At 60.2% G+C, this 18,722-nt stretch carries 17 protein-coding genes and 1 tRNA gene; 14 read left to right on the forward strand and 4 right to left on the reverse strand.

The genetic code is table 11. The features are described 5' to 3' along the window. The first annotated feature begins 80 nt into the window (after positions 1–80). Together HMPREF3092_RS05690 and HMPREF3092_RS05695 are read left to right on the forward strand one after the other, a co-directional pair. The gene (locus tag HMPREF3092_RS05690) at positions 81–764 is read left to right on the forward strand and encodes a transposase (RefSeq protein WP_083274274.1); all 684 of its coding nucleotides are present in this window, start codon (positions 81–83) and stop codon (positions 762–764) included. A gap of 96 nt (positions 765–860) precedes the next feature. Then, positions 861–1,124 (forward strand): hypothetical protein, encoded by a 264-nt coding sequence (locus HMPREF3092_RS05695; RefSeq protein ID WP_070424156.1) that lies wholly within the window; start codon positions 861–863, stop codon positions 1,122–1,124. A 197-nt stretch (positions 1,125–1,321) separates the two neighbouring features. Here HMPREF3092_RS05695 and HMPREF3092_RS05700 read toward each other — a convergent pair. Beyond that, positions 1,322–1,405 (reverse strand) — tRNA-Leu (locus HMPREF3092_RS05700). 643 nt (positions 1,406–2,048) lie between these two features. On the opposite strand from HMPREF3092_RS05700, the gene HMPREF3092_RS05705 reads away from it, so the two are divergent. The 7 genes from HMPREF3092_RS05705 to pknB are packed head-to-tail and all read left to right on the forward strand — an operon-like array spanning position 2,049 to position 11,588. Beyond that, positions 2,049–2,897 (forward strand): DUF3662 and FHA domain-containing protein, encoded by an 849-nt coding sequence (locus HMPREF3092_RS05705; protein WP_083274275.1) that lies wholly within the window; start codon positions 2,049–2,051, stop codon positions 2,895–2,897. Then, on the forward strand, positions 2,897–3,421 hold the full coding sequence (locus tag HMPREF3092_RS05710) for an FHA domain-containing protein FhaB/FipA (protein ID WP_019174062.1): 525 nt from the start codon (positions 2,897–2,899) through the stop codon (positions 3,419–3,421). Before HMPREF3092_RS05705 ends, HMPREF3092_RS05710 begins: the two co-directional genes overlap by 1 nt. Next, positions 3,418–5,013: a PP2C family protein-serine/threonine phosphatase gene (locus HMPREF3092_RS05715; protein ID WP_070424157.1), complete on the forward strand. Its 1,596-nt coding sequence runs from the start codon at positions 3,418–3,420 to the stop codon at positions 5,011–5,013. Before HMPREF3092_RS05710 ends, HMPREF3092_RS05715 begins: the two co-directional genes overlap by 4 nt. Then, positions 5,010–6,539 carry an FtsW/RodA/SpoVE family cell cycle protein gene (locus tag HMPREF3092_RS05720; protein WP_070424158.1) on the forward strand — a complete coding sequence of 510 codons (1,530 nt, stop codon included), beginning with the start codon at positions 5,010–5,012 and terminating at the stop codon, positions 6,537–6,539. Before HMPREF3092_RS05715 ends, HMPREF3092_RS05720 begins: the two co-directional genes overlap by 4 nt. After that, the gene (locus HMPREF3092_RS05725) at positions 6,536–8,002 is read left to right on the forward strand and encodes a peptidoglycan D,D-transpeptidase FtsI family protein (protein WP_070424159.1); all 1,467 of its coding nucleotides are present in this window, start codon (positions 6,536–6,538) and stop codon (positions 8,000–8,002) included. The genes HMPREF3092_RS05720 and HMPREF3092_RS05725 overlap by 4 nt, the downstream gene beginning before the upstream one ends. Further along, the gene (locus HMPREF3092_RS05730; RefSeq protein WP_070424160.1) at positions 8,002–9,747 is read left to right on the forward strand and encodes a protein kinase domain-containing protein; all 1,746 of its coding nucleotides are present in this window, start codon (positions 8,002–8,004) and stop codon (positions 9,745–9,747) included. Before HMPREF3092_RS05725 ends, HMPREF3092_RS05730 begins: the two co-directional genes overlap by 1 nt. Beyond that, positions 9,747–11,588 carry a Stk1 family PASTA domain-containing Ser/Thr kinase gene (gene pknB, locus HMPREF3092_RS05735; protein ID WP_256174386.1) on the forward strand — a complete coding sequence of 614 codons (1,842 nt, stop codon included), beginning with the start codon at positions 9,747–9,749 and terminating at the stop codon, positions 11,586–11,588. The genes HMPREF3092_RS05730 and pknB overlap by 1 nt, the downstream gene beginning before the upstream one ends. A gap of 14 nt (positions 11,589–11,602) precedes the next feature. On the opposite strand, the gene HMPREF3092_RS05740 is transcribed toward pknB, so the two are convergent. Genes HMPREF3092_RS05740 through HMPREF3092_RS05750 form a run of 3 tightly spaced genes read right to left on the reverse strand, consistent with a single transcriptional unit; the run spans position 11,603 to position 13,619 of the window. Then, on the reverse strand, positions 11,603–12,259 hold the full coding sequence (locus tag HMPREF3092_RS05740) for an anthranilate synthase component II (protein WP_070424162.1): 657 nt from the start codon (positions 12,257–12,259) through the stop codon (positions 11,603–11,605). Next, positions 12,256–12,474, reverse strand: coding sequence for a hypothetical protein (locus HMPREF3092_RS05745; RefSeq protein ID WP_070424163.1), 219 nt, complete (start codon positions 12,472–12,474; stop codon positions 12,256–12,258). The genes HMPREF3092_RS05740 and HMPREF3092_RS05745 overlap by 4 nt, the downstream gene beginning before the upstream one ends. A gap of 2 nt (positions 12,475–12,476) precedes the next feature. Further along, entirely contained in the window at positions 12,477–13,619 is a 1,143-nt protein-coding gene (locus tag HMPREF3092_RS05750; RefSeq protein WP_070424164.1) for a class E sortase, read from the reverse strand. Between the two features lie 175 nt (positions 13,620–13,794). Here HMPREF3092_RS05750 and HMPREF3092_RS10985 point away from each other — a divergent pair, with 175 nt between their 5' ends. The 5 genes from HMPREF3092_RS10985 (at position 13,795) to HMPREF3092_RS05775 (ending at position 18,565) form a co-directional block, all read left to right on the forward strand. Beyond that, on the forward strand, positions 13,795–14,463 hold the full coding sequence (locus tag HMPREF3092_RS10985; RefSeq protein ID WP_256174387.1) for a cell division protein CrgA: 669 nt from the start codon (positions 13,795–13,797) through the stop codon (positions 14,461–14,463). After that, positions 14,454–15,155: a membrane protein YczE gene (locus tag HMPREF3092_RS05760; protein ID WP_256174388.1), complete on the forward strand. Its 702-nt coding sequence runs from the start codon at positions 14,454–14,456 to the stop codon at positions 15,153–15,155. Before HMPREF3092_RS10985 ends, HMPREF3092_RS05760 begins: the two co-directional genes overlap by 10 nt. 546 nt (positions 15,156–15,701) lie before the next feature. Beyond that, on the forward strand, positions 15,702–16,295 hold the full coding sequence (locus tag HMPREF3092_RS11205) for a hypothetical protein (protein WP_141737966.1): 594 nt from the start codon (positions 15,702–15,704) through the stop codon (positions 16,293–16,295). A 7-nt stretch (positions 16,296–16,302) separates the two neighbouring features. Further along, a complete protein-coding gene (locus tag HMPREF3092_RS11605; protein WP_370919361.1) occupies positions 16,303–17,283 on the forward strand; it encodes an aminotransferase class I/II-fold pyridoxal phosphate-dependent enzyme in 981 nt (326 codons plus the stop codon). Further along, positions 17,276–18,565 carry a hypothetical protein gene (locus HMPREF3092_RS05775; RefSeq protein WP_141737967.1) on the forward strand — a complete coding sequence of 430 codons (1,290 nt, stop codon included), beginning with the start codon at positions 17,276–17,278 and terminating at the stop codon, positions 18,563–18,565. The genes HMPREF3092_RS11605 and HMPREF3092_RS05775 overlap by 8 nt, the downstream gene beginning before the upstream one ends. Positions 18,566–18,722 lie beyond the last annotated feature (157 nt).

An 18,722-nucleotide genomic window follows, 5' to 3' on the forward strand; every position in this document is an offset into this window, starting at 1 on the left:
TAAGGTAGGAACTAAACCCAGGACGCTTCATCTTGCTGTTACAAATCCACCCAGCACTGGAACGTGTATTCAAAGGTGGTGTGCTGACCCGCCAGATCACGCTGGATTTGCTGATCCGCTACAACGGTCCAGCAGGGCTGCGGGCCGCGGGGAATCCAGGGGTGAAGCGGTGGGCGCGTAACCACACCCGCAAAGACCCTTCAGCACTGGTGGATGCGATCTTTGAAGCACTGAGCCAGCAGACCGTGATCGTGCCTGGCAGTGAAGCTTCTGAACAGATCGTGCCGCGTCTGGCCGCCACGATCAAAACGCTCAAAGCCGAACGGGCTGACATCGCTGCACAAGTTGAGGAACTCATTGATTCGCTCCCTCTTCTTCAGGTCTTAACGTCCATGCCGGGAGTCGGCGTTAAGACCGCCAGTCAGATTCTCCTGGCCGCTGGAGATTTCTCCACGTTCCAGTCCGCTGCCCACCTGGCAGCCTATGCCGGTATCGCGCCTGTCACCAGGAGATCAGGAACCTCGATCCGCGGGGAGTTTCCCTCCCGTGCAGGCAACAAGAAACTCAAAAGCGCGCTATTCCAATCCGCCTGGGTCGCATCCAACCACGACCCGATATCCAAGGCCTACTACGACCGGAAACGAGCCGAAGGAAAACGCCACAACGCAGCCATCATGTGCCTAGCTCGCAGACGACTCAACGTCGTGTACGCCATGGTCAAACACGGAACCCTCTACGAAGAAAAAACACCCGAAGCAGCTTGACAATCAATGTAACGGGCGAAGCATGAGCAGGCCTACCCCTATCGTTCCGAGAAATGGCAAGCCCAATACTCTTCCGGGCGGCATTCCGTGGAGTCGATGAACAAGTCGATCAAAGACGGCAAGTTCATGCCCGTGGACGACGCAGAGACGCTCCCACGACGCGGCTGGACCAACCAGTTACTCAGCGCCATCGTCATGGTCGCCGCCACCAGCGTCCGCAAGATCATCAACCGGCTCCACGATCAGGTCGGCTTGACGCGCGTGGCGTCTGCAGCTCTTCGTCGGGCACGGCGACGAGAGGTCACCCGAGGCTGGTCGGTCGTGCCGAACGCCCCACCTGCAATCGCGGTCGGTACATGACATTCACTTCGCCCACGCACTGCCCTGGCGCACGCCTGGCCGGATTCTCCACCCATGCGTGCCTTCAGCGACCTCAACCCTGCCTGCCCCTTACCCATGAAGCTCCGAGTTGTGCAGGGCGACGAACGAACAAGGCCGGATTACTCCCGAAGGAGCAACCCGGCCTTGAGCTGGTCATCCGTACAAACGACACTCTGTGCGCGAGGGGGGACTTGAACCCCCACGATGTTGCCACCACTGGCACCTGAAGCCAGCGCGTCTACCAATTCCGCCACTCGCGCGAAGCAGCAAAAAGAAACTATACACACATGTAGCGCTCAGCAGCAAAACGGGCGCCAAAACCACTCTTGCGGCACCCCACCCCAGGCCCGACGGCACACCTATTGCACCCAGCCAGACCGGCACCTCGCCCTAGAACCTCCGCACACCCTTTAGCCGGATTCTGCGCCTTAGCAACAACTGCTAACGGGAGTTTCTGTTGCCAACGGGAGTCTCCCTGCGGCGAAAGCGTGGATTCCTTGCTAACGGGTGTGCGCAACGGCAAACAGACAGCCAACCCGGCACCTCGCCCTAAAACCTCCGCACACCCTTTAGCCGGATTCTGCGCCTTAGCAACAACTGCTAATGGGAGTTTCTGTTGCTAAAGGGAGTCTCCCTGCGGCTAAAGCGTGGATTCATTGCTAACGGGTGTGCGCAACGGCAAACAGACAACCGCCGAGCACACCCAACCACCCCAGCACCCACCACCCGCACCCACCTAACAACAGCACCCAAACCCCATCAATATCCCCCACGCGTGCGCGATTTCGCGCTAGTGTCAAATCAGCCAATGCCGCGAGCAGTCAGCCGAAGATGCGGTTCTCAGGCCCCGTCAATGGTTCGGCCGTTAATATGATGTGTTGACTGATTGATCGTCGAAAGGGGGTGGAACGCACCGTGGGCATGCTCGACCGTTTTGAGCGCGGAATTGAACGCGTAGTCAATGGCGCGTTCGCCAAAGCCTTCCGCTCCCAGGTCGAACCTGTTGAGCTCGCCGGAGCGCTTCGCAAAGAAGCCGACGCCCGCGCCGCCGTCGTATCACGCGGCCGCACTCTGACCGCCAACAGCTACACCGTGGAACTGTCCTCGACCGACTTCGAGAGACTGACCCCGATTTTCGACGAACTCAAAACCGACCTCCGCCAGGTTGTCGGCGAACACGCCGTTGAACAGGGCTACAGCTTCGTAGGCCCCGTAACGGTTGAGCTGACCGTCGCATCTGACCTCGACACCGGCGTCTACCGCGTACTCGCGGGAACCGAGCGCCCCGATGGTTCGCCCGCCGCGCAGCCGGCCAACCGGGGCGGCTACGACCCTATAAGCCGCGCCAACCCCATCGTGCCGGAAGCCTACGAACAATCCCGCCGCCGCGAAACCAGCCCAGCCCCAAGCCCCGCGCCCAACCAGGCCAGCCCAGCCCGCCCGGCGGGCCGCCAGTCGGCCGCGCACTTCACGGTGTCGGTTGGTTCGCGCAGCTACCGGCTGGGCCAGGGGTCGACGATCTTCGGCCGTTCGTCTTCCAGTGCCGACATCGTCATCGACGACCCGGGTGTTTCCCGCCGCCATTTCGAGGTGACCGTCGACGGTTCGCACGCACAGGCCTCTGACCTTGGCTCAACCAACGGCACCCTCTTGGACGGCAAACGCATCTCCAAAGTCAATGTGACCGATGGAACCGTTCTGCAGGCCGGCGACAGCACGGTTGTGTTCCATCGATCGGAAGCAGGGAGCTGATGACAGAGCTCACCGTCATGGTGCTGCGGCTCGCATTCTTCGCGCTGCTGTGGATTTTCGTCTTCCTCGTCGCCGGTGTGCTGCGTCAGGACATCTTCGGTCCGCGCACTAAGGTCCGCCGTCGCAAGGGCGGACGCTCCAAGGGCAACCGCGGCCGCCCGCAGAGCACGCCCGCTGCCGCTCCGACCGCATCCGGCGGCTCTGTTCAGCCCGGCGACCAGGTGACAACTGCCCATCACGCCCAAGTGGTGTTCACATCCGGGGCACTGCAGGGCAGAGTCATCCCGCTGGGCGGCCAACCAGTGACCATGGGGCGTGCCGGCGGCAATGACGTTGTCCTCCACGATGATTTCGCCTCTGGTGTTCACGCGCGCGTTGTCGCTGATGAGGGCCTGTGGTACATCGAGGATCTCGGTTCTACCAACGGAACGTTCGTCGGCGATCGCAGGCTTCACGGCGCTGTGCCCCTGCCTGCTTTCACACCTGTGCGAATCGGCAACACGACTATGGAGCTGCAGGCATGACGAACGAACTTCCCGAAATCATGTTCAACGCCGCGGTCCGCTCCAATGTCGGTCTGGTGCGTCAGAACAATCAGGACTCCGGCTATGTGGGCCCCAACTTTCTGCTGATCGCCGACGGTATGGGCGGTCACGCTGGCGGTGACGTGGCTTCGGCCATCACGGTCAGCCGTCTGGCTGCCCTGGACACTCCGCAGCACAGCCCTGACCTGCTGGGTGAGCTGCGCTCCGCGATTCTCGAAGCGAACGAGCGGATCAACGCCGCTGTCGCCGAACGCCCCGAACTTGCCGGCATGGGCACGACCGTGACCGCGCTTATGCGCCAGGACAGCCGTCTGTGCTTGGCTCACATCGGCGATTCGCGCGCGTACCTGCTGCGCAACGGCGAACTGACCCAGATGACGTCTGACCACACGTTTGTGCAGATGCTCGTGGACGAGGGCCGCATCACGGAGGACGAGGCGGAGCACCACCCCCAGCGTTCTGTCGTCATGAAGGTGCTCGGGGATGTCGGTTCGACACCGGAGCTCGACATGTCGATCCGCAACGCTCAGCTGGGCGACCGTTGGCTTCTGTGCTCTGACGGGCTGACCGGCTTTGCGGATATTCGCGACATCAAGCAGATTCTCGAAACCGTTGACAACCCCGATGACGCCTGCGACCAGCTGGTGGACCTCGCCTTGGACGGCGGTGGTGCGGACAATGTGACCGTCATCGTCAGCGACATTGTTGAGGCTGACCCCGCGCGCGCTGAGGATCCCGGTTCGAACGCCGGTTCGGTGCGCATCAACCCGCACTACGCGCTTCTGGGCAGTTCAGCTGAGTCCACCCGCCAGATGAACGTCGTCAACGACGATCCTGCCGCTGACACTGACATCATGCACGCCGGCGACATCGCCGCGATGGGCAAGGACACGGGCATCGATGACACCGAAGAGGTCACCCAGCCGACTTCCGCGGATACAGAGCCCGCCACTCAGCCGGCCTCCACCTCGGGAACAGATGACGAGGCGGAGTCGGCTGCCTCTGCAGCCGCACCTGCCGCTCCCGTCGGCGCTGCTTCCGCGGCTTCCGCCGCAGATGAGGAACCGAAGCCCTCCCGCGCTGAGCGCAGGGCCGACAAGAAGGCGTCCAAGCGGGCTGCCGCGGCACGCGACGACGAAGATGACGACGACTACGAAGAAGTGCCCCGCCGCAGCTATTTCGGCTGGATTGTCACGGTGCTCGTGGTTGCTCTTCTGGCTGGTGCCGCCCTGTTCGGGTGGCGCTACATTCAGAACCAGTACTACGTGACCGAGGAAAACGGCCGCGTTGTCGTCTACCAGGGCGTTTCCCAGGATCTGGGCCCCATCAGCTTGTCTCACCTGCAGGAACAGACCGACATCGAGGTCAGCAGCCTGTCGAGCTTCACGCAGGACCGCCTGGGTCAGACGATCCCTGCCGGTTCGAAGGAAGACGTTGACAACATCGTCGACAACCTGCGGAAAGAAGCCAGCCGCGACAGCAGCGGTGACGGCATCCAGGGCGACGTCAACGACGGAACCGACCCCGCCCCCAGCAGCGATTCAGAATCACCGGGCGGTGACGGACAGTGAGTCGCGCAACCCTGGACGACTACCGCACGGAAGCCGATCAGGTCGAGACTGCCAAGGGTCCGCGCACTTACCGCAATGTTGAGCTGTTCCTTGTCATCATCGCGGTGATTGTCGCCGGCGGTTCCTATGCGCTCGTCGGCATCGGAGCTTCCGGTGAAATCCCCGCCAACGTGTACAGCTACACCGGTGTGATCGCCGCTTTCGGCATCGGCATGAACGTCGTGCTGCGCTTCCGCGCGAAGTACGCCGACCCCGTGCTGCTGCCGATCGCGGTCATGCTCAACGGCCTGGGTCTGGCGATGATCTTCCGGATCGGGGTTGCCAAGGACACCACGAGGACTGCGGATTCGCAGCTCATCTGGATGGGCCTGGGCGTCATTCTGTGCGCCGCGGTCATCTTTGTGCTGCGCGATCACCGGATTCTGCGCAACTGGCCCTACATTGCGTTTCTCGCCGGTGTCTTCTTCCTTCTGCTGCCCCTGCTGCCGGGATTGGGCCGGACCATCAACGGTTCGCGCATCTGGATCGGCCTGGGCCCCTTCAGCTTCCAGCCGGGTGAAATCGCCAAAATCTTCTTGGCGATCTTCTTTGCCGGCTATTTCGTCAACTACCGCGACCAGCTGCGCCTGGCCGGGCCGCGAGTCCTCGGGGTGCGCCTGCCGAGGCTGCGTGATACCGGTCCGCTCATCATCGCCTGGATCATTGCGGTTGCCGTCATGGTCTTCCAGACCGACCTGGGTTCAGCACTGCTGTTCTTCGGTCTGTTCGTCGCGATGCTCTACGTGGCAACCGGCATCAAAACGTGGATTTTTTTGGGCCTGTCCATGTTCGCTGCGGCCGCCGCCTCCGCGTATTTCCTGTTTGCGCACTTCTCACAGCGCGTCGACGCGTGGCTCAACGCGCTGTCGCCGGAAGAGTTCAACCGCAAACCCGGCGGTTCCTACCAGCTGGTGCAGGGCATGTTCGGCATGGCCAACGGAGGTCTTTTCGGCAAGGGATTCGGCGAGGGCCGCCCACATATCGTCCCCTATTCGGACTCCGACTTCATTATCGCCAGCTTCGGTGAAGAGATCGGCATGATCGGCCTGTTCGCAATCCTCACGCTCTACCTCATCATGTTCCAGCGCGGTGTGAAGATCGCCGGCAGCCTGCGCGACCAGTTCGGCACCCTGCTGGCTCTGGGTCTTTCGTTCCTCATGGCCTTCCAGACGTTCATCGTCGTCGGCGGTGTTACCCGCCTCATCCCGCTGACCGGTCTGACCACCCCGTTCTTGGCAGCCGGTGGTTCTTCTCTAGTGGCCAACTGGATCATTCTGGGGCTGCTGCTGCGCATGAGCGACAACGCCAGACGCCCACAGGAGGAATTCCAGACGGGCGTGCTGCGGGCGGTCACAGACACCACACCCACAGTGCGCACGGATGACGAAGCCGATGTCGAGACTGACACTGGCGACTTCGCAACTTCGGACTACAACCCCAGCACCAGCGGCTACGCGCCGAAACCGGCAGGAGGTGAACAGCAGTGAAGAAATCTCTCAACCACGTATTCATCGTGGGGCTTGTGATGTTTGCCCTGCTGTTCGGTTCGGTCAGCACGGTGCAGTTCCTTGCGGCTGACAGTCTGCGCTCCAACCCGATGAACAACCGCACGCTGCTCGAACAGCTCTCACGGCCGCGCGGACCGATCCTCATCGACGGTGAGCCCGTCGCCAAATCCGTTCCCGTTGATACGCAGTACAAGTACCAGCGACAGTACGGCGGGAAGGGCCTGCCGGCAGAAATGTACTCCGGGATCACCGGCTACTACTCGGTTATCGGCGGTTCCACCGGGATCGAGCGCACCGAGGGCAGCCTCCTGTCGGGCCTGGACGACCGTTTCTTCTACGACCAGATCTCCAACTGGCTGACCGGTCAGGAGAACATGGGCGCAGCCATCGAGCTGACAATCAACCCCAAGGCGCAGAAAGCCGCGTGGGATGCCCTTGGCGGACAGAACGGTGCCGCTGTTGCGCTCGACCCGAAGACCGGGCACGTCCTGGCCATGGTGTCGACCCCTGGCTGGGACCCGAACCCCTTGGCTTCACACGACACGAAGAAAGCCCAGTCGGCCTATGACAAGCTCCTCAAAGCCGACGGCCAGCCTGCTGTGAACAAGGCCATCGGCGGCAAACAGTACCCGCCCGGTTCAGTGTTCAAGCTCGTCACCGCGGCAGCCGCACTCGAACACGGCGACTACATCCCAGACACCGAACTGGATTCGCCAACCCGCTTGGACCTCCCGCAGACCAGCGCAACCATCGGCAACGCCGGCGGTGCATCGTGTGGCAGCGGTGGCAAGGCCAGCTTCGAACATGCTTTGGCGAAGTCGTGCAACACGACGTTTGCCAAGCTCGGCATGGACATCGGCGAAGACGCGATGGCTGAAACGGCGAAGAAGTTCGGCTTCGGCGAAAGCTTCGAATCGCCCATCAAGGTCGACGCTTCGCAGTTCCCGGAAGACCTTAATCCGCCGCAGCTGGCACAGTCGTCCATTGGACAGTACGAGGTCCGCACCACGCCCATGCAGATGGCCATGGTCGCCGCGGCAATCGCGAATGACGGCAAGGAAATGCAGCCCAACCTCGTCAAGCAGGTTAAGAACGCCCGCACGCTCGAGGTGATGGAAACTCCGCGGCCGAAGACCTTCTCGAGGCCCATGAGCAAAGAGTCGGCAGGCTACCTCAACCAGATGATGCAGAAGGTCGTCACCGACGGCACCGGCGGGGCGGGAGCGATCTCGGGTGTCAAGGTCGCTGCGAAGACCGGTACGGCACAGCATGCGAAAGGCGCGGCACCCCACGCCTGGTACACATCGTTTGCTCCGGCTGACGACCCCCAGGTAGCCGTGGCAGTAGTAGTAGAGAACGGCGGTGCAGCAGGATCGGCAGCATCCGGCGGGCGCACTGCGGGACCGATAGCAAAGAAGATCATGGAGGCGGTGATCAGCTGATGAAGCCAGAAGCAGGCACGGTGCTCGGCGGACGCTACGAACTCACCACCCGCATCGCCGTCGGCGGAATGGGCGAAGTGTGGAAGGGAACCGACAACGTTCTCGGCCGCCCTGTCGCAGCGAAGATCATGAAGGACGAATACCGGGACGACGAGGGCTTCCTCGCTCGCTTCCGGGCCGAAGCACGCTCAATGGGCGCGGTGTCCGACCCCGGCATTGCCGGTGTGTACGACTACGGCGAAGAAACCGGCGCACCTTACTTGGTTATGGAGTACGTGCCCGGCGAAGCGCTGTCGGCAATCATCGAACGCGACGGCGCTATGAGCGAAGTCGATGCTCTCAACATCACCGCGCAGGCCGCCCAGGCGCTCGATGCCGCCCACAAGGCCGGTGTGGTGCACCGTGACATCAAACCGGGCAACCTGCTCATCACCCCGGACTTCCGGGTGAAGATCACCGACTTCGGAATTGCCCGCGTGGCCGACCAGGCTCCGCTGACCCGCACCGGTCAGGTGATGGGCACCGCCCAGTACCTGGCTCCGGAGCAGGCCACCGGCAAGGGCTCAGTGCCCCAGTCCGACCTGTATTCGCTGGGCATCATCCTGTACGAACTGCTGGCGGGACGCCGTCCGTTCATCGGCGAAACCCAGGTTGAGATCGCCATTGCACAGGTCAACCGCAAGCACCCCGCTCTGCCGGAAACCGTTTCGGCACCCGTGCAGAGGCTCGTGGACTGCCTGCTGGCTAAGAAGCCGGGCCAGCGTCCGGCTGACGGCGCATCTGTGGCCACGGCTGCGCGTGCGCTCATGGACGGCGACATCGCGGCTGCGGAAGCCGCCATCCCCCAGCTGGCACCGGGTGCCGGCGGGCAGACCGCCGCCACCCAGGTGATCGGCTCTGACGAGGCTTCGACGACCGTGCTGAACCACACCTCGGAACAGGCGGCCGCACAGCCGGCGGGCATCCAGCGCGGATACCTGGCCGGACCGGAGCCGACCTCTGAAGAGCTCGAAGAACCCGAAGAGCGCAAGAAAGGCGGCGCAGGCGCCAAAGCTGCGATCGCGATTCTTGTGATCGCCCTTCTGGGTCTGCTGGGCTGGGGTGCGTGGGCGCTGTTCGGTGAACAGCTGTTCGGTGATCAGACCACGGATGAACAGTCCGAAATGGTTGAGATCAACCCCAGCGACTACGTCGGCAAGGACTACCGCGATGCAAAGTCCGACCTGAAGGACCTTGGCCTCAAGGCCGAAAAGACCCTGGAATACTCTGACAAACCAGAAGGCACCGTCACGGCTGTGCAGCGCGGCGACAACGGCTACAGCTTCCCGTCCGGTTCGCGAGTCACCCTCGTTGTGTCGCGCGGTTCCGAACCCACTCAGAACGATCCCGCTGACAACCAGGACAGCCAGCCTGACCAGCAGGAACAGCAGCCGCAGGAGCGCAAGCGCCCCAGCGACTCGAACCAGCAGGGCGGATCCGACCAAGGCGGTTCCGACAGTTCCGGTTCTGACCAGGGCGGCTCTGACCAGGGCGGCTCTGACCAGGGCGGTTCCGGCGATTCTGGTTCGGACAGCGGCAGCGGATCCAATGACAGCCCCGGAAACTCCGGCAGTGCTCCTGGCCAGAACAAAGACCAGAGCAACCAGGGAGGCTCCAACCAGGGCAACTCGGGACAGGGCGGTTCCGGCCAGGGCGGCGGAAAAGCGACTGGCGGGGACTCCGCCTCGAACAGCGGAGGTAAATGATGCCAGATTCACGTCTGCTTATGGGCCGTTATGAGATCAAGGAGCTCCTGGGTCGCGGCGGCATGGCCGAAGTGCATGCGGGCACTGACCGCAGGCTCGGCCGTCGTGTGGCAATCAAACTGCTCCGCAGCGACCTGGCCCGCGACAATTCTTTCCACGAGCGCATCAACCGCGAAGCCCAGTCGGCTGCCCGGCTGAACCATCCCGGCATCGTCAGCGTCTACGACTCCGGCGAAGAGGCCTTGGTGGAGTCCGGCGGCGGCGAGGTCATGGTGCCGTTCATCGTCATGGAGTACGTGGAGGGTCAGACTCTGCGTGAGGTTCTCTCGACCCACGGCCCGCTGACGGTGCAGGAATCGCTGGACATCATTGCCGGTGTTCTGGCGCCCCTGGACTACAGCCACCGCAACGGGATTGTCCACCGCGACATCAAACCCGCCAACGTCATGCTCACTCCCGAAGGCGACATCAAGGTCATGGACTTCGGGATTGCGCGCGCACTTGAGGACACGGGTTCGCTGACCCAGACCTCGTCTGTTGTCGGCACCGCCCAGTACCTGTCCCCCGAACAGGCCCGAGGCGAAGTTGTCGATGCCCGCTCTGACCTGTATTCGACGGCGTGCCTGCTGTATGAACTGCTGACGGGCCAGCCGCCGTTCACCGGCGATTCGCAGCTGGCCGTGGCGTACCAGCACGTGGGCGAAATCCCGCGTCCGCCTTCGGAAATCAACCCGAACATTCCGCCGTCGGTGGACCACCTGGTGCTGCACGCTCTGAGCAAGAGCCGCGATGAGCGCTACCAGGATGCGTTCACGTTCCGCGAGGACGTTCTGGCGGCCCGCGATGGTCGTCCCATGAGCATTGACGGCGGCGATCCGAACGCGACCCAGATCTACACCCCGGCCCCGGCGACCGCCGCAACGCAGATGGTCGCTCCGGTCGGCGTGGGCACCGGCCCGCAGGCCATGGGTGCGCAGGATGAGCTGAGCAGCACCTCGGGCTTTTCGACCCTGCCCAACCGCGAAGAAGAAGAGAAAAAAGACAAGAAGAAGCGCAGCTGGCTGTGGATTCTTGCGACGATCCTCGTGCTTGTTCTGGGCGGCTTGGGTCTGTGGGTGTACCAGCTGTCCAAACCGCAGGAACCGCCCACGATTGAGCTTGCCGACCTCAAGAACGTTTCTGAAGAAGAGGCGCTGAAGTGGTTGGCGGACAACAACCTCAACGGGCTGACCGAGGAAGTTAACGACGACGATGTCGCGGAGGGCAACGTCGTCAAGACGAACCCCGAAGGCGGCTCTGTTGTCCAGGTGGGTTCGGATGTCACGGTGTTCGTTTCCGTTGGACCTTCCGAGGTGACGGTTCCGGATGTTTCGGGTCAGACGGAGTCGTTGGCTCGCCAGACGCTGGAAGAGGCTGGTCTGAAGGGCGGTTCGAACACCGAGGAGAACTCGCCTGACGTTGATAAGGGCACGGTGCTCAAGACCAAGCCCGGTAAGGATTCGAAGGTCGAGAAGGGTTCGGCTGTTGACCTGGTTCTGTCTTCGGGACGGGTCGATGTTCCGGATGTCACCGGCAAGACCGCTGATGAGGCCTGCGAAATCCTGACTGGCGAAAAACACCAGCTGCAGTGCAACACCGAAGAGGTCGAAACGAACGACCACGACGCAGGCAAGGTGTTCTCGCAGTCGGTCAAGGGTGGTTCGTCAACCGATCAGCACTCGACGATCACCATCAAGGTGGCGAAGGAAAAGCCGACGCCCACTCCGACGCCGACGCCGGCAGATGACAACACGGATGACGAGGGATGGCCTCTTCTGCCGGGAGCAGATGACGATTCGTGATTCGGCTGCGGCGCTCAGCTGCTGAGCGCCGCAGCTGACGCCACCGGGGCGCGGCCGTGTGCGGCGGCGATTGCCTGCCGCATACCGCAGGCGGCAAGGAAGTTCGCGACCATCGTGTAGCCGCTCTGTGTGAGAACACTTTCGGGGTGGAACTGCACGCCGTGCAGCGGCGCATTGCGATGGCGGATGCCCATGATGACGCCGTCTTCTGTCTGCGCGGTGACTTCGAAGACGTCCTGCGGGAGGCTGTCGTCCACGATTGCCAGTGAATGGTAGCGGGTGGCTGTCAGCGGTGAAGGGCAGCCGGCGAAAACCGATTCTCCGTTGTGGACGACCTTCGAGGTTTTGCCGTGCATGAGAACCGGTGAACGGTCGACCACGGCCCCGAACACCTCGCCCAACACCTGGTGACCCAGGCACACCCCGAAGTACGGCAGCGAGTGCTGAGCGGCCCATCGTGCGATGTCGGCGCTGATGCCGGCTTCAGCCGGCGTTCCCGGCCCCGGCGAGATCAGGACCCCGTCGTACTTCGGCAGGAGTTCCTCCAGCTGGTCGGCGGTGATGTCGTCATTGCGGACGACGTCGGTCTGTGCGCCGAGTTCCTGCACGTAGCTGACCAGGGTGTAGACGAAGGAATCGTAGTTGTCGATCACGAGGATGCGAGCGATCACAGGTCTGCTCCCGGGATGACTGTGTCAGCCGTTGCGTGGGCTGTTGCGTGGGCAGCCCGGCCTTCGATTGTGGCGTCGTTGAACGGCATGTACGGCGCGATCACGGGGAACACGTACTGCATGAGCACAAACACGATGACCGCGATCAGCAGTGCGCTGATGATGGTTTTGACGAACCAGTTGCCCGGCAGCAGACGCCAGATGAATTCATACATGCTTACTTCCCTCCGGCTTTCTCGAAGGCGGGAAGGTCGGCAAGTTCCTTGGGAACGTCCGTGCCGGCCGGCGACCAGTCGGTGAGCGTTGCGTAGGCGATGTAGCGTTCGCGCGCGGAGAACATGGGGTTGCACGCCGTGAGCGTCATGATCCGGTCCTTGCCCTTGTATTCGGGGGCCGACGGGACGGGGGCGAGCACTTCCGTGGCGTCGGGCAGGGTGATGTCGTAGTTGCGGAAGGTGTAGGTGTACACGCCTTCCTTCGTTTGGATGTAGATCCTGTCGCCCGGCTGCATTTCGGCGATGAGGTTGAGCGGCTTTCCGTAGGTCACGCGGTGCCCTGCCATGGCGAAGTTGCCGACCTCACCAGGTTTGGCAGTTGACGGGTAGTGGCCCATGCCCATGCGGTTGAGCACGGGTTCCAGCGACACGCCTTCGGCGATGGTGCGGTAGTAGTTGGGGCCGAACCGCGGGATGTACATGATGCCGAAGGCTTCGTTCTCAGCCGGCAGTGCGGCTGGCACGGGGGTGTCAGGGTCTTCGGGCAGTTTGTCGAGCGGATTTTCGCGCCACTTTTCGGCAAGGGACCCGGCCAGGTGCTGGTTGTCTTTGTTCGCTTCGATGTCGGTCCACCACAGTTGCCACACCACGAACAGGATGAGGATGAGGCCGGCGGTGATGCACAGTTCGCCGAAGCCGCGGATGGTGCCGCGAATAAAGCCGAGGGGTTCAGGTTCCGGCTTTGTGGACTTTGCCGGTGCGGCTGGTGCGGGTTCAGCGTGCCCGGTGGGGGCGCTGTAAGCGGTGGGCTGGCTGTAGCCGGTGGGTGCGCTGTGGCTCTGGTTCACAGCGGCGGTGTGCTGCGGTCCGGTGCCGTAGGCCCGCCGCGCGTCGCGTGCTGCCGGGCGGATGTAGGGGCGCTCCCCCACCGCCGGCATGGGCGAGGTGGACGGACCTTCTTCTGCCGCAGGGTACGAGGTGGATTCTGCCGGGGCCTCTGTTTCGCGGCTGGGTTCGCGGCGGGGACGCTGTGATCCTTCTGGGTGCACGGCGTAGGTTTCGCCGGCAGATTCGGCTTGTTCGGCACGCTGGGCTTCAGCCCGCTCACGCGCGATGCGTTCTTTGCGCGTCAGTGGTTGATCCACGTGTGTCCTCTTAGCTTTCCAACGATCCCAGCGGGGATATCCGGCTGTTTCCTCGAGCCATCATAGTGGCTCAAGCCGGCGTTCTTGTGCTATGCGAGCCAAAAACGACTAACATACCCTGAGGAATTCCGATATGCCGTTGTTTGGCCTGCACAAGGCCAACCGAAGGAGAACTGTGGCCTCGTCAAGCAAGCGCGAAGACAACCTCAAGGCAACCTCATCGCAGGTGCCCGCCGAAGCCGACGCTGAAGAAGCGGTCGAATCGGCTGAACTCGACGCGAGCAGCGCAGAATCGGACGACAGCGCGAAGGCTGCTGACAAGGGCTCTGGCAAGGCAGCTGGCAAGGGCTCCAAGAAGGCAAAGAAGACCGAGGACGCAGACAAGAGCGGCACCTCGGAAGACAAAAACGCTTCTGACGAAAAGTCGGGCAGCAAGAAGGCTGACGACAAAGACTCGGACGACAAGAAGACCGACGAAAAGTCGGCCAAGAAGGCCGACAAAAAGGCAGAAGACAAGGGCACCTCGGGCGCTAAGCAGAAGAACCGCAAGTCCGCGCCCGCCAAGAAGTCGAAGAACGCCGCAAAGTCGGGCAACCCGGCAAAGCGCGCATCGGCGCGCAAGCAGACCAAGTACCAGTCCGGCAGCTCGGATACCAGCGTGCGCCCAAACCCGCGCTGGTTCCTGCCGACCATGCTCGGCATCATCATCCTGGGCATGCTGTGGTTGATCGTGTTCTACCTGTCCGGTGGTGAGTTCCCCGTGAAGGTGTGGGGTAACTGGAACCTGCTGGCAGGCTTCGGAATCATGGTCGTCGGCCTGGCGATGTCCACCAGATGGCGGTGAGTCCTGGCGGAGGCCAGGGCGGATCAGGCGGTTCAGGCCAGCGCGGCGGTGCCGCAGATTTTCGCCTCCTAGCTCAAGCACCCCTCGGATGGAGGCTGACGGCCCTGTTTGTGGGGCTTGCTTTCTACGGGCTGTCCTCGGGCCTCATGGTGATGTCCAACCTGGGGCCCGTCCCGTGGGATGTCCTGCACCAGGGCATTTCGCACCACGTTCCGCTGTCGATCGGCACGATCATCGTGATCGTGTCGCTCATCGTGTTGCTGGCGTGGATTCCGCTCAAGCAGAAGCCTGGGCTGGGCACGTTTGCCAATGCAGTGCTGGTCGGCGTGTGGCTGGACTTCTTCGTGTGGCTGATCGGCTATCCGGAGCAGATGTGGGTGCGGATCCTGTTCATGATCTCCGGCATTGTGCTCAACGCGATTGCCACGGTTCTGTACATCATTCCGAACTTCGGGCCCGGACCGCGTGACGGCCTTATGACCGGGTTGACCCGTGTGACCGGCAAACCCGTGTGGATGGTGCGCTCGGTTATTGAGGTTTTGGTTCTTGTTACGGGCGTCCTGCTGGGCGGACTGCTGTGGATTGGCACATTTGCGTATGCGTTCCTGATCGGCCCGCTGACGAACTTCTTCCTGCGGGTTGCGCAGAAGATCTTCGGACCGTCAGACCCTCTGGTCGGCGACGAGACGTGAAGGGTCGCCGAAGGCGCGGGTCGGCGCCGGCAGTTGGCGCCCATCCGGCGGTTGGGTCCCGTCCCGCGGCGAGACCCGCGCGTTGAACCCTCACCACAAAGTCAATTCTTCAGACTAATCTCCCTGGAGATCACAGCTAGCCAGCTTGTTCTTGCACAGCCGCGACAAGAGAATGGGGACGCGAACGCGGTTTCCAAATGCTTCTCGACCAGAAAAGCACACGCATTACCTTGCTGCTTAATGAAAAGGAATGGAATGATCCACTGGCGGCAAAGCGAACCCAAATGCCGCCGAGGTGCAGGTCTTCCGAGGCTGTGAAGCAAAAGAATGCTTGACAACTGTGACGTACGACACTAAATATAGTTAAGAGCGAGGTGACTCGCTCATTGACAACAACCGTCGACCGGATTAAAGGAGCGCAACGATGGAAACACTGCTAGAAGTGGTCAAAAACCAGCACGCCGACGCACTCCGTCACGTCGCTATGGATTGCTGCGCGGAGGTAGATCCCGAGTGATCCACCACGAAGCCAAGTAGCCTACTTGTATGGCCTCGTCAGATCGAAGTATCCGGCGAGGCCATACGATTCAACGAGGAGACGTATTGCAAGCCTTGTCCGAAGCAGTACCAAAGCACTATGTCGAAACCGCACTAAGCAGAATCCCCGCACGACCAGATGAAATAGCCGAGGTTCAGGCTCTCGAATTCCTCAAGTACATCTCAATCATGTCGATGACTGGAGGCCGCCGCATCGCTGTAACGCCAGAAGTAGACGACATCTGGCATGAATTCATCGTTCAGACCGTTTCCTACCGACGTCTTTGCAACGCTCTCCCAGCCCCGCGATTCATCCACCACGAGTCGATCACACCAAAAGCCTATGAAAGCCGTGTCGGATCCGAAGAATTCGCTGAAGAATTCCTCAAATGGATACCAGACTATACACACAGCTTCGGCCCGTTCACCGAGAAGCGTGGAAAACATTGGACCGTATTTAATTTCCTGAGAGATACCGTAGGCCTAAGTCTTGACCAAATTAACGAAACAGGTCTGCAATCACCATCCGAGGCAGCTATACCAGAAAGCTCTCCTTGGCGACAGCTTGGGGAATTTGACTCAATATTCGACCTGTACCGGTAACCCGCTCATGAAACGTTCATGCAAGGAGCGCAATCTCGTCTCGTGTGTCTCGACACCTCCTCGCGGAGCCACCTACGCACTCCCTTACTTCGACGTAGCAACAGTAGTCAAACACAGAGTAAGCGATTTAATCATCAACTCCGACTGGTCGAAATACTATACACGGCCACAAGAATCAACACTCCTCGAGGGGCCGCTCGGTTGGATTGTGCAAAATAAACGCGTAGACGTCCAGTTCACTCATGGTGCCGAACACGCAATTGCAGAAATTGTGAAACGAAAATCCTCCGACAGAATACTTTGCCCACAATATTCTTACCCTGGGTACCAGCGGATCGCCAATCAGGCTGGTGCCACTCTTGAAGAATATGCCGACTCGGCCGATCTGCACGCGCGCCTTAATCCGGCGTCTACGACGACCTCGACAGTCATTATCACATATCCCGGCAACCCTAAAAACAATTCCATACCACTAGAATCGGCTACTAGCCTCCGGTGCGACGCAGTCATTATTGACTGTACTTATGCGCGTCTAAATGGTCACGAAATGCAACATGGCGCGGCCGCTGCATCCGGTCCGAACATATTCACAGTCTTCTCACTTTCAAAAGCTTATTCTTTAGCCGGGTTCAGAATGGGCGGAATCGTTGCAAACCCAAACAGCTTGAGTGACCTTAGGCTGAACCACAGATACTGGACACTTTCTTCGTGTGCAGTCTACACAGCGCTGGGAGAACCGGCCATTAAAGAGAGCCTCGACAAGAGCTTCTACCGCCTAAATCAAATCTCTGAGTCCATCAGAAGAATTTTTAGGAACATGAATATAGAAATCGTCGGGAATGAGACTCCGTTATTTACCTCAGTTTTAACTGAATGCGATTATGGTTTATCAGGCAAGCGCTTCTCTACCAATTTGCTGAGGATTGACACTTGTCCTCGGAATGTGAATCTGCTTTCAGATTTGGCCGGACGCTCAAACCATGCCTAGCTCAATCAGCCCGGTCAAACCATCAGACATTATTAAAAAAGTCGGTTTGATGTCGTTTTCAACGTTGGCGCCTTTGATTACGAATTTTTTCGCAATTATTTTTATACGTGATGCCTACGGGGATAACGGAGTATTCGCTTTAGGATCAGCCGGTAATATAATCGGTATTATAGTCGCCGCCTCTGCGGGATGCTCGATTGTCAGCATTCGAAGTTTTGTCCAGTTGAAACTAAAAGGTCAACTAGACCCATTGTCCGCTGCCGATGAATTCAGGACGCAGAATAGTCAAGCCTGGCGGATCTCAGTATTCGCAGGCTTGTGTGTTTTCGTTGTATGCGGTGCACTTTTTATATTTTCTGAACATCACGGTCATGAACAGCTCTTCTATTTAGCTGGAGTTTTTCCGTGGATGCTGTTGATCCCATTTTCCCAGGTAGCAGCAGGCGCGCTCCAGGCATTTGCTCTTGAACGCAAGATATTCACAGCAAGCATTGCCACAGTGTTGCTTCAGATTGTCTCTATACCGCTAATTATCGGCTTAGAGTTGCCGCTCGCCTGGACCCTGCTGTCGCTTGGGTTAGCCCAAAGCGCTATAGCTATCTGCGTGTATCTGTATCGCCTGCGGCTCGTCCGCCAGACACTTGACACCAGCGTTCTAGGTGCACTCTTACCAAAACGTGTGAAAGACCGCTGGCATGGCTTTGCCGATCGCGCCCTCGCCGGAGCCGACGGACTAGTATTCATGGGTTTCTTCGCTTTTCTCACCTTTGTAGCACGAACCCACAGCATTGAGGCGGGCGCAATCATTGCCCTGGTTGTGAGTATTATGCGACTATTTGTGATTCCAATGAAGCAGTTCGGGAACATCGGGGGACGCATGCTGTTGACGGCTGGTGTTAACAAATACAGTCTCCGCAGTTTACGCAAAGCCTCTTTGACATTCACCACACCTTTGACTCTAGTCGTGTTAGTTCTTGCGATTTTCCTGGTGCCCTATCCGAGCGTCCTGCTTATTGCACCTATGTTGATGGTTCAGATGTTCACTGAGCCTTGGTCGGGTATCGATTTTTCGCTGGCGAAAGTACTATATTCACCGCGTGCAATGGCCAAGGTTCTATTTACAGTATACGGATCCATCGGTGCTCCAATTGCTTTGATGTTGGCGATAACAGGATGGGGCGGTGCCGTGGAAGTTTGGTCCGTAGCGTTCGTTTGTCGTTTGCTATTTTTAGGCGGCGTACAGAAGTCCTTGAAGCGATTGCATGAGAATGAAGCAAGTTGACGCCTTATTCTTATCTTTCTTTGCTTGTCTGACTGTTGTGAAGCCTAGGCGTTCTGAGTGGTGTCCTCGTTGTCGTTGACATTGAGTTGGGGGTTGGCAAACACGGTAGCGTGTCTCCCCCTCCCGCCGAGCGAATGCGTTCACTACTTACTGTCAG

Origin of the sequence: Brevibacterium sp. HMSC24B04, assembly GCF_001806835.1 — a bacterium.
GTDB lineage: Bacteria > Actinomycetota > Actinomycetes > Actinomycetales > Brevibacteriaceae > Brevibacterium > Brevibacterium ravenspurgense.

Excerpts from the sequence above, each read along its gene's own strand:
- HMPREF3092_RS05695 (WP_070424156.1), top strand. The coding sequence starts at position 861 with ATGAACAAGTCGATCAAAGACGGCAAGTTCATGCCCGTGGACGACGCA.
- HMPREF3092_RS05710 (WP_019174062.1), top strand. The coding sequence starts at position 2,897 with ATGACAGAGCTCACCGTCATGGTGCTGCGGCTCGCATTCTTCGCGCTG.
- HMPREF3092_RS05715 (WP_070424157.1), top strand. The coding sequence starts at position 3,418 with ATGACGAACGAACTTCCCGAAATCATGTTCAACGCCGCGGTCCGCTCC.
- HMPREF3092_RS05730 (WP_070424160.1), top strand. The coding sequence starts at position 8,002 with ATGAAGCCAGAAGCAGGCACGGTGCTCGGCGGACGCTACGAACTCACC.
- pknB (WP_256174386.1), top strand. The coding sequence starts at position 9,747 with ATGCCAGATTCACGTCTGCTTATGGGCCGTTATGAGATCAAGGAGCTC.
- HMPREF3092_RS05745 (WP_070424163.1), bottom strand. The coding sequence starts at position 12,474 with ATGTATGAATTCATCTGGCGTCTGCTGCCGGGCAACTGGTTCGTCAAA.
- HMPREF3092_RS05760 (WP_256174388.1), top strand. The coding sequence starts at position 14,454 with ATGGCGGTGAGTCCTGGCGGAGGCCAGGGCGGATCAGGCGGTTCAGGC.
- HMPREF3092_RS11205 (WP_141737966.1), top strand. The coding sequence starts at position 15,702 with ATGGCCTCGTCAGATCGAAGTATCCGGCGAGGCCATACGATTCAACGA.
- HMPREF3092_RS11605 (WP_370919361.1), top strand. The coding sequence starts at position 16,303 with ATGAAACGTTCATGCAAGGAGCGCAATCTCGTCTCGTGTGTCTCGACA.
- HMPREF3092_RS05775 (WP_141737967.1), top strand. The coding sequence starts at position 17,276 with ATGCCTAGCTCAATCAGCCCGGTCAAACCATCAGACATTATTAAAAAA.